The following is a 13,372-nucleotide window of genomic DNA, read 5'->3' as shown; positions in this document are numbered from 1 at the left end:
GAGGATTCACGCAGGGCGTGATGCATGCGAGTCTGGGCGATGGCTCAGACCGTCTGCGTGCTCCTCGACAACGCCACCCAGTCGGCGCTTGCCACGATCGCCGGAGATCGATCCCGCCCTCTCAAGCACATCCTGCGGGCGCGCATCGTCCTGCTGTCGTCCGAACGGTTGAGCGTGCAGGACGTGGCGCGGCAGGCTGGCGTCAGCCGACCCGCTGTCTGGCGCTGGCAGCAGCGCTTTGCCGAGGAGGGCGTCGAGGGCCTGCTGCGCGACAAGACCCGCCCACCCGGCACCCCACCGCATTCCACGCGCACAGTGGCGAAGGTGCTGGCGCTGACCTGTTCGGAACCGCCGGACGAAGTCACTCACTGGACCGGCCGCGCCGTCGCTGCGCGGACCGGCATCTCACTCCGCTCCGTGCAGCGGATCTGGCAAGAGCACCGCCTGCAGCCGCATCGGGTGCGTACCTTCAAGCGCTCGCACGACCCGGGCTTCGCCGAAAAGGTCGAGGATGTGGTCGGTCTCTACATGGATCCGCCCGCCCACGCCGTCGTGCTGTCCATCGATGAAAAGTCCCAGATCCAGGCCCTGGAGCGAACCCGTCCCGATCGGCCCATCGGTCCCGGACATCCTGCCGCTCAGACGCATGACTACACCCGCCACGGTACGACGACCTTGTTTGCCGCCCTCGACGTCCTGGAAGGCAACGTCCTCGGCCGCTGCATGCAGCGCCATCGCCACGGTGAATTCATCCGCTTCCTGAATGCCGTCGAGGCCGCAGTCCCCGCGGGCAAGGTGATCCACGTGGTGCTCGACAACTACGGCAGCCACAAGCACCCGAAGGTTCGCGCTTGGCTCAACCGCCACCCCCGATGGACCTTCCACTTCACACCGACCTCAGCCTCTTGGCTCAATGCGGTGGAGGGCTTCTTCTCCGCGCTGACGCGCCGCCGCCTGCAAAGGGGCACCTTCACCGGCATCGTCGACCTGCAGGCTGCCATCAAACGCTACATCGCCGAGCACAACCGCAGCGCCCGTCCCTTCGTCTGGACAAAGCCCGCCGCCGCCATCTTCGATGCCCTCAACCGAGCCCCTGAACCATCCGTCTGAGTCAGTGCAATCTACTAGATGTTTGGTCTCGATCCATAGGACGAGCGGAGGAATGAGCAGCAACGCCCAGGCATTGCTGCGCCCGGGTACGCTGCTTTGAAAGGCGGCGACCGGTGCAGCCTGGCTGGCGACGCCGCCGGTTCGGCTATCGGCGCTTACTCATCCTGCTGCGGCGGGAAGGCCTCACGCTGAACCACAAGAAGCTCTTCCGTCTTTATCGGGAGTAGCGGCAGTCGGTGCGCAAGCGCGCACTGGGAACGCGGGCCCCGGCCGCCGTGCCCCAGGAGCCGAACAGGCTGGAGCCTCGACTTCGGCTCTGACACGCTCGACGACGGGCGGCGCTTGCGCATCCTCGTCGTGGTCGACGACCGCACGCGCGAGTGTCTGGCGCTGGTCGTCGACACATCGCTGTCTGGACGGCGGGTCGCGCGCGAACTCGACCGGATCATCGAAAGCCGGGGTAAGCCGCTAATGATCCTCTCGCACAGCGGCACCGAGCTGGCCTCGCACGCGATTCTGCGCTGGCGGAAGGAGCGTGCTGTCGAGTGGCACTACATCGCGCCTGGCAAGCCGCAGCAGAACGGCTTCGTCGAAAGCTTGAACGGGCGCCTGCGCGACGAGTGCCAGAACGAGCACCTGTTCCGGAGCCTGCCGGCGGCCCGGACCATCATCGAGGCGTAGCAGGTGGACTACAACACATGTCGCTCTCACACGAGCCTCGGCGGGCTCACTCCATACGCGTTTGCAACCCGATCCCGGCAGGACCAGAACCAGAATGAACTCTGGTTATGAGCGGGGGCAATCAGGAGGCAAGGTCAGTCCTGAACGTCACGCTCTTTGTGGCTGGGAAAAATCAAGGTTCATCCGCACTTCTGGTACTGATGGAGTCGAACCGTGCTTTCGAACGTTGGTCCTCAGCCTGACCGAGGAGGCGTCGGATGCCGATCTCGAACTCGTCGCTGCCGATAGTGCCCGATGAGCTGCACGTCGATGAACTGACCCTCGATCCGTCAGGGCTGTTGCTTCTTGCCAGGCCCACCGCTGCGCAGGCGGTCTGTCCCACATGCGGCTATGCCTCTTCTCGGGTCCATTCAACGCCTCCGAAGCCTTCCGTTCCGTCGTCGTGCGTCACCAGACGCAGATCCAGAAGGCTGCCGAGCTTCGGTCTCGCTCCGGCATCATGCCAGCCCTGCCCATCCCACGCCGCCTCTCATGCAACGGAGCGAGAACCGCCGCAGGCGCTTCGACGATGTCCTGCGTCTTCATGCGGAGGGTCCGCCGATCCTGCAGATCGCGCACCGGACCGGGCTGACCTGCAACACTGTGCGCAGCTATCTGCGCGCCGGCACGTTCGTCCCGTATCGCCGAGCGCCGGGATCGAGCCAGCTTGACCGGCATCGCGGCTTTGCCGAAGCCCGCTGATAGGAGGGGCTCCGCAGCGGCGCCGCCTTGCATCGGGAGCTGCGGGCGCGGGGCTTCGGTGGCGGTGTCGATATCGTTCGACGCTGGATCGCTCAAAAGCGAGAGACCACACCGGATCGCTCCCGATTGCGTCGCACGCCCTCGATGCGCCGGACCACGCGCCTGTTGGCAGGCGATCCGACCAAGCTGAGCCATGAGGAGCGTGCCTTCATCGACGCACTGTGTGAGGCGGCTCCGGAGGTTCGGATCACGGCCACCCACGTGCGAGCCTTCACCGATCTGCTGCGGCAGGATGATCCGGCAGGGCTGGAACCCTGGCTGGACGCGGCAGCCGAAACGGGATTGCACGGCTTCGCTACCGGCCTGCGCCAGGATTCGGATGCCGTACGGGCGGTGATCACACAGCCCTGGAGCAACGGGCCGTCGAAGGTCAGGTCAACCACCTCAAGCTGATCAAGCGGCGGATGTACGGACGTGCCGGCTTCGACCTCCTGCAGCAGCGGGTGCTCCATGCGGCGTGATCAACGGCTATGAGCCGGTGCAACTCCACCTATCAGCCCTCAATCACTCCCTCAGCGCCAGGAGCGCGGATGAACTAAAACCAAACGCCTGTTCGAGAGCGGATACGATGCCTCCGCTCCGTCGGAAGGGGTATTGAGTTTTTAAGGACAGGGCATTGGAGCGGGTACCGGGAATCGAACCCGGGTATTCAGCTTGGAAGGACGATCCCCCGGGCTTTCCGCCTCGCCACCTCCCCGGCGCTTCCCGCGCAAACCGTTAATCCTGCATGGCTTTTCCCGGTGGACCGTTCCCGGGGACTCTTGCGGCCGCGTTTCGGACGTGCGGTATCCATGCGGTATCCACGGAGACGGACATGGCGGCATCGCGGGGGACATACGCACGGGAGCGGGCGCGGCTGACGGCGGAGCACCTGAAGAAGGCGCGCCGGATGATCGATAGCGGGACCGTCCCCGGCCGCGGGATCGACTTCTGCGACGACGCCTTCCCGGGGCTCGTGCTCCGCGTGACGCCGGCGGCCGGCAACTGGATCCTCAAGCTCCGCATGTCGACCCTCCGCCTCGGGGACATGGCTTCCGTCTCGGTCGCCGCGGCGCGTGAGGCGGCCGCCCGGGCCCGGCTGGACGTGAAGGATGGGCGGGACCCCCGGCAGGACGTCGCCGTCTACGCGCATGCCATGGTCACGACCGGCGGCGACCACGAGACCTCGGCGGACGCGGCTTGGCCGGTGGAGGTAGAACGGCAGAGCGACGAGGACCGGCGGCGGCACGGCCCGTGGGAATGGCGGGACCTCGTCGATCTGTTCCTTGAGGAGAAGCGGCCGGACCTCGACCCTGGGTACTTCCCCGCATACGCTTCGTACCTGCGCCACAAGGCATTCGACCGGATCGCCCGCCGCCCCGTCCGTGAGGTCACGGCCACCGACCTGCAGGGTATCCGGAACGAGATCATCGCCGCGAACTCGCGCAGCGCGGCCGCCCGGGCCGTACGCCAGGGACGGGAGATGCTCGACTGGGCCTGGTCGAACCATAGCGGCGTGTCCGGCATGGCGAAGGCGACTGAGAAGTGGCCGCTCTGGCGAGACCAGTGGACGATCCGATACAAGCCGGGCAAGCGCAGGCACGCGCCCGAGATCGACGAGCTCGCCCGGACCCTGGCCGTCGCGGAGAGATACCGGACACTCGGTCAGACGGAACACGCGACCGCGCCGGGCACTCTAGCGATGCTGTGGTTCACTGTCCTCACGGGCCAGCGCACGGGCGCCGTCGCGGAGACCGCACGGTTGGACGTTGCCCCCATCCCCGAGGACGCCGGCGTGCCGGGACCGGGTTGGCGCGCCGTGACATGGAGCGCCGGGGTCATGAAGGAAGATCGCCCGTTTGTGCTCCCCCTCCCCCCGGGCGCCTGGTACGTGATCGACCGGGTGCTTGCCGAGGATCCCGACCGTGAGACGAATCGCTGGCTTTTCCCGTCGATCCGGGGGGACGGCCATGTCGGCCAGGGTGCCCTGAACGCGCTCCTCTACCGGCTGCGGGGGAAGAAGGTGACGGGGTCGACGGTCACCGCGCGGCCGCTGGTCGATTATTTCGGGATCCACGGCATCCGGCCTTGGACGCTGCATGACGTCCGCCGGGCGATCACGACGTTCCTCTCGGACCATCGCCTGGGCGGGGCCGCGTCCGCGATCCTGGACCACGAGGCCGGAGTGACCGAGGACGAGCGCGACCGCCGCTCCGCCGTCACGCGCCTTCACTACGACCGGAGCCAACGGATACCCCTCAAGTCGGAGGGCATGGCCCTGTGGGTCGATGCGGTGCTGGAGGCCTACGAGAACGAGCGGGCCGCGCTGGCCGCGCTGCCGGCACCGGTCACGAGGGAACGCACGAAGCGAGGCCCCGGGAGGGCTCAGCCAACCGCCCCCTGACCCTGCCGGGCGCGTCGTTCAGGTCCCAGCTTGCGGGCGAGATCCGCTGGCTTGCCCGCCCGCACGAAACCCCGGCTGACCTGTCGGTCCACGGCCGCGAGCTCCTGGAGGGCATCGCCCAGGGCCCGGCGCAGGGCATCCCGCGCGTCACCGTCGCAGGCATCCAGATAGGCGCGTTCCATCTCGTCCACGACTGTCTCCATCGATTCGCTCATGAGAACGAATGAAGAACAAACGAGGCCGGGAGTCGATCCCAAATTGAGGCCAGGGATTTCTTTACCCTGCGCAAACGTCGCGCTTGCCCACCTCTCGGCGAGCTGCGATCGTCCAGATTCACCCCGCCCCCGAGGCCTCCCCCATGTCGCGAAAAACCCGGGCATTCGCCCCCCTTCCCGTCACCTGAGGAGGACCTGAGCGCGCGCGCCGGCCTCCATTTTATGGAGGCCGTCATGGCCAACTTCATCACTGCGGACACCCATTTCGGGCATGCCTCAATTCTTCATGGTCTGCGCCCTGGGTTCGCCAGTATAGAGGAGCACGATGCGATGCTCATCGAGGCCTGGAACTCGACCGTCCAGCCCGGGGACACGGTCTACCATCTCGGCGATTTCGCGCTCTCGACGCCCGAGTATGCCGGCAAGATTTTCCGGAGATTGAACGGCCGCAAGATCCTCATCGCCGGGAATCATGACCGCAAGAATCGCAAGCTCGGTTGGGCGGAGCAGCACGACGGGATCAGGGAGATCTCCGTCGAGGACCGCCACGTCGTGCTCTGCCACTACCCCATGCGTTCGTGGCCGCGTGCCTATCGGGGGTCGCTCCACCTCTTCGGGCACACGCATGGGCTCTTGCCCGGCACGACCCAGTCACAGGATGTCGGGGTCGACGTGTGGTCGTACCGCCCGGTGACCCTCAGCCAGATCCTCGAACGCATGGCCGCGAGTGACACGCAGCCGGAGGAACGCGTCCTCACACGGTGACAGCTACACACAGATGCCCTCTAGCCCCTCCAGGGCCTCCTCGTCCTCGGCGGTCAGGTCGAGGGGGGCTGGCTCGGGAGGGAGCCAGGCCAGGTGCCTGTCCGCTGGCGTCTTGCCATGCCAGGTGGGCACGACCACAGTCGCATCGTAGATCGCCCAAAATCGACGGAGCGCCACTTTCGCACTGCCGCCCTGCACGAGAAATTCGATTTCACCGCTCGGACCGGGCACGTATGACCAGGCAAACCAGCCCTCCGTCGGCGGCCGGTCGCGATGTCGTTTCGAGATCCAGGAACCCCTTGCGAGCCATACGCCGTCACTGCCCTCCTGGGGACCGACGGCCGACATCGGATAGATCGTGCTCGACGGCGGGGGGTGATGCAGGCCCCGGCGGACAATGACGGTAAGGAACCCCGGGCCGGGGACGATGCAAATGATGTCGGGCCACACACACGCGTCGCCGGGCATGTGATGCCTGCCGCTTTCAATGACGTACCGCAGAGGCCGGCCGAGCCATCTCGACAAACCGGGGAGTGCGAGCCTGCAAATTAAATTCAGGCGCCGCTCCGGCCCTTCCAGCGGGCGTGTCAGTGAATGCCGCTCCCGCCATGGACAGTTCTGTATACCATGGTAGAATGTCATAGGATACAAACGTACAAATTCACTTCTCAATGTAGTTATACGTACTCGCAGACGATTGAATCGATGTCTCAGGCGACCCTTGGTCCAAGAATCGTCTTTATCAGATAATATAAAAGCAGATGCACGGACGAACTCGCGGTCCGCGATATCGAGGCCCGAGAACGCGTTTCGGCAAGCGTTTTGCCACTCCGCTTTCTTCTGAACCCTTGGTGGCGTCCAATATCTGGAAATGTATTTTGTGTAACTCGGGTCGTAAACATACGGATACATATTAGTCTTGGGCATGTGCGTTTGCGTTCCGCTTCAGAGCATGCCAGTTTTACGATCAAGCTCTGAACCAAGGCGGCTCCCTGGGCGCTCAAATGCGAGCGCCCAGGGTCATAGATGACTAACCCTGGGCGGCGTTGATGGGCCGCTGCAGGTCGGGGTCGGCCTTGTAATCGTAGCGTGCCCGGGTGCGGTGACGGGCATCGTAGAGTGCCCAAACGTCCCCCTCCTCACCCGTCCGCCCGTCACCCCCCAGGGCCGCAGCGATGGCGACCGCGGACGTCTCACCGGCACGGATGAGAGCGAGCGCCTCGTGGTAGCCGCTGCGGGGACCCGATGCTTCGCCCTCCGACCAATCACTGAGGCACTGCTTGTACGTCTCGAACTCGCGGGTCGAGAGCCTTGCCCAGCTCTCCTGGGCAATAGCCTGGAGGATGCGCTTCTCGTTGAGCGTCATGACAGAGGCCTTGCGGCCGCCCGGCAGGGTGTGGACATCCCTGGGGGCAAGGGTTGGGGCCTCAGAAACGTCGTCGGGCTCCTCGAATACGACCACCTTCACGGGCATCGCCCCAAGAGAATTGAACGCAGCGGCCGCAGGCCTGGCTTTCGGGACGATCTCGAAGCCGGCTTCAAACAAGCCTTCCATGATGACGGCGGCCCGGTACTCGTTCGAGCGGTTGTCGAAGCAGCGGTCGAGCGAGCCGCGAATGATGGCCTGCACGGGCCGGTGGTCGAAGGTCTTGATACGCATGATGCGTGGTCCTGTCGGTGAAAGGGCTGCGGGAAATGCGCCCCTAGCCGGGCGCCCAGGCCTCGAAATGCGGCGTCTAGATTCTGGTGGGTGCGCCCCGGGCTCCCGGCGGAAGCGGCGGCGGCGGCAGAGGCCGAGGCATCCCGGACGCGACCGGATCGGGGGACGGGCCATCCTCGGCAAGGAGATCGTCGAGGATCCCCACGACCACCGCACGCTCCTCGGGTGACCTGTTTGCGTCCAGGTCAACGCGTTCCTCGACGGGCTCGCCCGCGGCCTCGATCTCGCCGGCGAGGTGGAACAGGATGTTGCGGGCCATGTCGAGCAGGCGGGCATCTGCGTCATCCAGCGCAACCGCGAGATGCTCGCGCCGGATCTCCGGGATCTCTGGGTCGTCGATCAGGGCCCGCGCGGCGGCCCGTGCCTGCGTCAGGCGGGCCCGGACTTGGGCGAACCCGAGTCCCTGCAGGTTCTCGATGAGATCGCACATCAGACCCCCCCCTCCCGGCGGCGGAGCAGCGTCCGGCCGCGGCGGTCGCCGGGCAGACCAAGTTGCCCGGCGCGGCGGTAGAGCGTTTCGCGCGTGACACCCAGACCCTCGGCAGCATGCGAAATCGGGGCACGAGAGAGGACGATCTCTCGCATCACTTCATATGTGATCCGGGAGGGGCGACGGGGGATCCTCGTGCCGTGACGGTACGCGCACTGATGCACTGCTTGGATCGTCACGCCGAGCCGGTCCGCGACCTCTCGGACAGTCTCCCGGCCCTCACGCGCGCTCTCGACGTCTGGCAGCGTGACAACCGGCTGGCGCGGCTGAGATGTGAGCCCGAGGCCGCGGCAGTGGGTGGCGATGGTCTTCTCATCCCACCCCTCGCGCGCGGCGATCTGGCGGTAGGTCATCCCGAGATCGAGGTACTCCTCGCACCTCGATCTTGGGATCCGGCAAAATCGCTTGGGCCCTCTGAGGCCGTCTCGACGTACCTCACCCGTCGCGAGAGCCCTAGAGCTCTCAGTACCTGCCCAGCCGGCTCCCTCCGCCCCAGTAGCACGTCTGACACGTGCTGCGGCGAGAGCCCCGTCCGACGTGCCCAAGCGTCCTGCGAGCCGGCCCGGCGGCATGCCCCGCGAAGCAACGTTCGGACGTCCCCCTCCGTCAACTCGACCATCCATCCCATCCTCCGCGAATCCGCCGAGAATATTATATCGCAACCCATACGAGAATTTCCAGGGTCTCCCAAATTATGCCTTTGATGTTATACAACCAGAGCGATAGTTTCAGGCTTCTTGCCATTTGAACAACAGTTTCAACAACAGGCTGTTGTTCAAATCGTTGTCGAAATCGTGGTCCGGTGTTGTCGAAAGACCCTGATGGGTTTCGGTTGTGATACGAAATAGGATTGCTACATTACTCAGATCCGCAGATTCGAGGATCGCTCATGGCCCATACGACGCCGCCCCCCCCTTACGTGCAGCCGCCCGCTTGGTGGGGACTGGAGTGGCAGTCCGGGCAGCTGCACTACACGCGTGTTGGCCTGCGGTACCGCAGCCGAGCCGTCCGGACGCCTGAATGCCAAGAAGCGATGGCCGCGGGCGTGACTGATTTCTCAGCACTCGGCATCACGTGTGAGGGGCGAGACGTTTCGTTCTGGCAGGCGCCCGATCACGACATGGACGCCGTCCAAATCGCAATCGACGGCATCCCGGCCCGGGTCGCCGCCAGGGAGGCGACCCGGGCCGCAGCGGCGGCCGCGGAGGCGCAACGGATCGCCGATCTCGTTGCACGGGCACGGGACGAGGCGACGCGGTCACTCAAGGAGCGCGGATGGTCCTGGGCACGCCGGATTGACGTCGACGAGGCGCAGGGGCTCCTCCAGCGTCCGGACCTCGACGTCGCGGATGCAATGCGACTTCTGGCGATGGTCAAGCGCGCCGCGGCAAACGTGCTGAGGTCCGAGGACAAGGTCGCCCTGCTGCATCCACCCGAGCAGAATCTGGCCGCCCTGCCCGCGGTTCGGGAGGCCGCCCTGGCAGCTGTCCGACTGATCACCGCGGACGATCAAGACCGGGCCATGGTCCAAAATGACATCGGCTGGAGCAAGAGCACGACGCTCGATGGGCACGTCCTCGCCGCCTTGCCGGAGCTCGACGTGGCGCAGGCGAGTCACGCTCTCCGGCTTCTCCGCGTCCACCATAAGCAGCTGCCGCGGGCGGTCGTCGAGAGCCTCTTCGCGCCGGCCTGATTTGTCGATTGCGAGGCGACCCGGACAATCGAGATCGTCACCCCCCAGCACAGGACCACCGCCCATGAGCTTCCTCGCCCGTATCGCCGCCCTCGCCGCAGCCGCCATCGCCACCGTCTTCGCCCTCATCTTCGAGAGTGGCCGCTGGGTCCTCCGTGCGGTCCGGTCCGCAACGGGTGTCACGACCCCCGTCCTGCCCGCCACCGATGCGGCCGCGGCGTACCTCGATGCCCCCGCGCCCGCGGTTGCCCCGTCCCCGGCATGGGGCCCCGCTCCCCGCCACCAGGTTGGCGTGCCTCTCGTTTCCTACGCCCGGCACCTCGTCGCCGGGGGGCCAGCGGCGGACACGTCCACCCTCCCCGAGCCCATCCTGGCATGGGCTCGGGGCCTGTCGCATGCCGAGCTCGTGACGCTGGCTGCCGCCCTCCCGCACGAGGCGGAGGCTCACGTTTCAGGCGACCTCATCGAGGGCCTGCCCTCCCTCACCCGGGACGCCCGTCGTGAGACGACCCCGGCACCCGTTGCGGACACATCCGCGCCAAATGCGGACACATCCGCAAAATGGACGTGGACGCGTCCGCTTTCCGACCATCCTGAGGACATTGAGATCGCCAATTTGGTCAGCCTCGCTCTGGAGCGTGGCCGCCGTAGAAAGGTGGCCTGACACCCCCTCTCCCCGAATGCGAAAGGGCCCGCCGGTCATCCGGCGGGCCCTTTTTTCGTGGTCCGCAAATGGTCCAGATTCGGTCCGCAGGGGAAAGGCACAACCCCCCCTACGTCAGATTTCTTACAGCCGGCGGGCGAGGCGGAGGGCGCGGATTTCCGCCTGAGCCGCGGCGAGATCTCGGGAGAGCTCGGCTTCCCGACGGCGGGACGCGAGGAGAGCCTGCCCCAAGCGATGGACCGCGGTCTCGGCATCCGCGTCTGCCTGAGCCCATGCCTGCGCTTCACGACGCGCACGCTGGCCCGCCACGAGAGCGACGCCGACAGCCAGCATCCCGCCATGCATGCCGTGGTGGAGGTTGTCGGTCTGCCGGCTCATCGTCGATCCCCCTGCGTCCAGGCCCTCATAGATTCAGCTCCAGATCGCCCTGGCAAGGCGATCGTCACGCCAGAGTTACCGTTTCCCTGGGCTACGATGACCGCGGACGTGTCCGAGGATTGCTCAGGCGATAAGGGGCGCACCTACCCGTTACTCCTAGACAATGCATCGAAAATCCAAGGGGCCGCGGGCACCCGATTTTGGGGATGGCTCGTCGGTTTCACGGCGGGGTCGGACGATGCCGGCATGTTCCAGATCACCGTCAAAACCGACCCACCCGAGAAGGACGAGCTCGGCCCTGCCGACATCCGAGCGGCGCTCGTGGACAGCGTGAACTTGATCGCCAAGGCTGCCCGGCTTCACGTGACCGAAGCACTCCCCATCCACCTCGACCGACCCACTCCTTTCACGATGAAGGCCATCTGTCAGAGGTCGCCATCCTGGTCCCGTGCGGTCCGCGTCATTGCGGGCATGGGCAATGGGTCGCTGTCGGGCGTGCAACCGACAATTCCGGCACCCCCGCCGGAGCCCTCCTCCTCGCTCCAGCCTCCCCATGAGGATGCGATGCCGGCGAATGGATCCTCTTCCTTCGCGGGCTCGGGATTGGGTGAAATCGGAATCTGAGGGGGGGCTCATCCGCCTTCGGAGCGCGTTGGATGACCCGGATGCGCACATCCGCCCCCGCCGGCTCGGCGTCCTCGGTGCCACCGTAGATCATGGGTCTGACGATGTTGCTCATGACGTCCTCCTCGGCGACCGGGCGGGTATCGCCGGCCGCATGGCGCTCGCGGGCGAGGTTCCCCATCAAGAGGCGCATCTCGTCGGCGGCCTTCGCGAGGGCGCGGTCCTCACGGCCGTATTCGACATCGGACCAGGTCGACCACCCGATGAGCTCCGCCATCGCACGCGCGATGTTGCAGGTATCCAGGGCCTCGTGACGGGCGTCACCAATCGGGCGCCAAGCCATCTTCGGCCGGCCCCGGACCTTGAATTTGATCTCGACGTATTCCTCCGAGACAAGCTGCTCGACGAAGGCGAGATCGGTGTCCTGCGGAAGCTCGACATATCCCGGGGGGGTGTCCTCGCCCGGCGCCGGGCGAGGCAGGTTGAGTTGCCCCATGAGCTCCAATTTCAGATGCCCGACGCCCAGCGTCCAGTATTTGACGCCCTCCTCGGAGGACCACGTGCCGTCCGCCGACTGGAGCCTCCACTTGCTCTCCTTCAGGACGGGGGCGTCGATCTTCTCCGAGCCGCGGGACGCAGTGATCCAGTCCGGGTCCTGTCGCATGGCCCAGGGCATGACGACGTCGGGCCACTTGCCACGATCCACCCCCGCCCTGCGGATGGACAGCACGGCCCCGGACGGGTGCAGGTAGCGGCGATAGAGGAAAGCCTTCGCCCGGGCCCATAGCTCCGGGTCGGTGTAGCGGCCGCGCAGGCGCACGTGCTCGATGAGCCAGCGGCGGTTCTTCTTCCCGAACCCCCAGACACCGATCTCGATGTGGTCGATGCCGACGTCGATGCCGGCGCACAGGAAGTAGACCCCGGCCGGGACCTGACGCGAGACGTACCCCGAGCGGCGGGCCCAGATCGTCTCGGCGTTCGGGGTCTCGGTGACGTCGCTCCAAGGCAGGCCGTAGATCTGGTTCCAGACCGACTTGGAGAGCTCGTAGTTACCCTCGGCCTGCTCGATCTTCTTGGCGATGGCGGCCCATTCCCATCCCACGGGCGAGTAGAAGGCCGGCAGGTAGTAGGACCGGGGCATCCCCTCGGGGGCGTTCTCCACCTGGGGCACCCATACCCCGGCGCCCATCATAGCCGTCTTGTGCCGGGCCTCCATGATAGGCTTGCCGCACTCGGGGTTCTCGCAGACGAAATGCGCGCCCTCGTGTTCCCCCCTTCTCGAACCGGAATAGCTCCTTCGAGAAAACGGTCCGATGCCCACAACCATGCGGGCACGGCATGCGGTGGAGCCGCTGGTCGCCCCCCTTGAACAGAGGCTCGATGATGGTCCGGGACGAGAGCGTCGGGGTGCAGTTCGCGAACTCCTTGGCACGGCGCCCATAGGTCGTCAGGCGTCGCCGGGTCATCTCGACGGCGTTGCCCTGTCCCTTCAGGTCGGGGACGAACTCGTCGGGTTCCTCGTAGATGGCGTTCTTCGCTGGCATCGACTTGAGGGCGTTCGCCGAGTTGGCACCCGTCAGGCGCACCATGCCGTCCGGGAAGGTCTTGAGCCGGAGCGTGTTGCCCGAGTTCTTGCCGCGGTTCGGGGGGATTTTGGCCCGGGCCGGTGCGCACCCGTCGATGATCGGGTCGAGGCGCTGCTTCGAGTAGAGCTCGGCCATGGCGATGGTCGGGGCCACGACGAGGGTCGGGCCACCACCGACGGCGATGCAGTAGAGGAGGAAGACCAAGCCCGCTTGGCTGGCCCCGATCTGCGAGCCCTTCATGAGGATGGTCGTCATGACCGGG

Annotated in this window: 14 protein-coding genes and 2 pseudogenes; 8 read left to right on the top strand and 8 right to left on the bottom strand. The window is 66.1% G+C overall.

The features are described from left to right. The first annotated feature begins 39 nt into the window (after positions 1–39). The 5 genes and pseudogenes from ACFQ4G_RS05445 to ACFQ4G_RS05425 all read left to right on the top strand — a co-directional run bounded on the left by ACFQ4G_RS05445 (position 40) and on the right by ACFQ4G_RS05425 (position 4,975). Positions 40–1,110, top strand: coding sequence for an IS630 family transposase (locus tag ACFQ4G_RS05445; RefSeq protein WP_238206024.1), 1,071 nt, complete (start codon positions 40–42; stop codon positions 1,108–1,110). A gap of 131 nt (positions 1,111–1,241) precedes the next feature. Next, positions 1,242–1,902, top strand: a pseudogene (locus ACFQ4G_RS05440) (IS3 family transposase); the annotation flags it as partial. 420 nt (positions 1,903–2,322) lie between these two features. Beyond that, complete coding sequence (locus tag ACFQ4G_RS05435; protein ID WP_379039841.1) at positions 2,323–2,532, top strand: hypothetical protein; 210 nt, start codon at positions 2,323–2,325, stop codon at positions 2,530–2,532. Positions 2,533–2,874: 342 nt separating this feature from the next. Then, positions 2,875–3,053, top strand: a pseudogene (locus ACFQ4G_RS22025) (transposase); the annotation flags it as partial. A gap of 353 nt (positions 3,054–3,406) precedes the next feature. Further along, positions 3,407–4,975, top strand: coding sequence for an integrase arm-type DNA-binding domain-containing protein (locus ACFQ4G_RS05425; protein ID WP_056306583.1), 1,569 nt, complete (start codon positions 3,407–3,409; stop codon positions 4,973–4,975). On the opposite strand, the gene ACFQ4G_RS05420 is transcribed toward ACFQ4G_RS05425, so the two are convergent. Then, positions 4,957–5,178: a hypothetical protein gene (locus ACFQ4G_RS05420; RefSeq protein ID WP_238206022.1), complete on the bottom strand. Its 222-nt coding sequence runs from the start codon at positions 5,176–5,178 to the stop codon at positions 4,957–4,959. The two genes, ACFQ4G_RS05425 and ACFQ4G_RS05420, sit on opposite strands and share 19 nt — an antisense overlap. 234 nt (positions 5,179–5,412) lie before the next feature. Here ACFQ4G_RS05420 and ACFQ4G_RS05415 point away from each other — a divergent pair, with 234 nt between their 5' ends. Continuing rightward, the gene (locus ACFQ4G_RS05415) at positions 5,413–5,955 is read left to right on the top strand and encodes a metallophosphoesterase family protein (RefSeq protein ID WP_018044271.1); all 543 of its coding nucleotides are present in this window, start codon (positions 5,413–5,415) and stop codon (positions 5,953–5,955) included. Positions 5,956–5,958: 3 nt separating this feature from the next. On the opposite strand, the gene ACFQ4G_RS05410 is transcribed toward ACFQ4G_RS05415, so the two are convergent. The 4 genes from ACFQ4G_RS05410 to ACFQ4G_RS05395 all read right to left on the bottom strand — a co-directional run bounded on the left by ACFQ4G_RS05410 (position 5,959) and on the right by ACFQ4G_RS05395 (position 8,518). Then, positions 5,959–6,423, bottom strand: coding sequence for a hypothetical protein (locus ACFQ4G_RS05410; protein WP_018044272.1), 465 nt, complete (start codon positions 6,421–6,423; stop codon positions 5,959–5,961). A gap of 562 nt (positions 6,424–6,985) precedes the next feature. Next, positions 6,986–7,615, bottom strand: coding sequence for a hypothetical protein (locus ACFQ4G_RS05405; protein ID WP_018044273.1), 630 nt, complete (start codon positions 7,613–7,615; stop codon positions 6,986–6,988). Positions 7,616–7,691: 76 nt separating this feature from the next. Then, a complete protein-coding gene (locus ACFQ4G_RS05400; RefSeq protein WP_056306584.1) occupies positions 7,692–8,105 on the bottom strand; it encodes a hypothetical protein in 414 nt (137 codons plus the stop codon). After that, positions 8,105–8,518: a hypothetical protein gene (locus ACFQ4G_RS05395; RefSeq protein ID WP_056306585.1), complete on the bottom strand. Its 414-nt coding sequence runs from the start codon at positions 8,516–8,518 to the stop codon at positions 8,105–8,107. The genes ACFQ4G_RS05400 and ACFQ4G_RS05395 overlap by 1 nt, the downstream gene beginning before the upstream one ends. Positions 8,519–9,198: 680 nt before the next feature. On the opposite strand from ACFQ4G_RS05395, the gene ACFQ4G_RS05390 reads away from it, so the two are divergent. Continuing rightward, complete coding sequence (locus tag ACFQ4G_RS05390; protein WP_379039837.1) at positions 9,199–9,858, top strand: hypothetical protein; 660 nt, start codon at positions 9,199–9,201, stop codon at positions 9,856–9,858. Between the two features lie 64 nt (positions 9,859–9,922). Then, entirely contained in the window at positions 9,923–10,522 is a 600-nt protein-coding gene (locus ACFQ4G_RS05385) for a hypothetical protein (protein ID WP_056306587.1), read from the top strand. A 123-nt stretch (positions 10,523–10,645) separates the two neighbouring features. On the opposite strand, the gene ACFQ4G_RS05380 is transcribed toward ACFQ4G_RS05385, so the two are convergent. The 3 genes from ACFQ4G_RS05380 to ACFQ4G_RS05370 all read right to left on the bottom strand — a co-directional run bounded on the left by ACFQ4G_RS05380 (position 10,646) and on the right by ACFQ4G_RS05370 (position 13,365). Continuing rightward, positions 10,646–10,900 (bottom strand): hypothetical protein, encoded by a 255-nt coding sequence (locus ACFQ4G_RS05380; protein WP_056306588.1) that lies wholly within the window; start codon positions 10,898–10,900, stop codon positions 10,646–10,648. 460 nt (positions 10,901–11,360) lie between these two features. Beyond that, positions 11,361–12,665, bottom strand: a complete 1,305-nt coding sequence (locus tag ACFQ4G_RS05375; protein ID WP_200927326.1) for a terminase gpA endonuclease subunit — start codon at positions 12,663–12,665, stop codon at positions 11,361–11,363. Then, positions 12,574–13,365 carry a phage terminase large subunit family protein gene (locus ACFQ4G_RS05370; protein ID WP_162239285.1) on the bottom strand — a complete coding sequence of 264 codons (792 nt, stop codon included), beginning with the start codon at positions 13,363–13,365 and terminating at the stop codon, positions 12,574–12,576. Before ACFQ4G_RS05370 ends, ACFQ4G_RS05375 begins: the two co-directional genes overlap by 92 nt. Between the last annotated feature and the right edge of the window lie 7 nt (positions 13,366–13,372).

It is taken from the genome of Methylobacterium marchantiae (assembly GCF_042679825.1).
Lineage (GTDB): Bacteria > Pseudomonadota > Alphaproteobacteria > Rhizobiales > Beijerinckiaceae > Methylobacterium > Methylobacterium marchantiae.
Note: the sequence above shows the minus strand (reverse complement) of the source record. Positions and strands in the feature narration are given on the sequence as shown.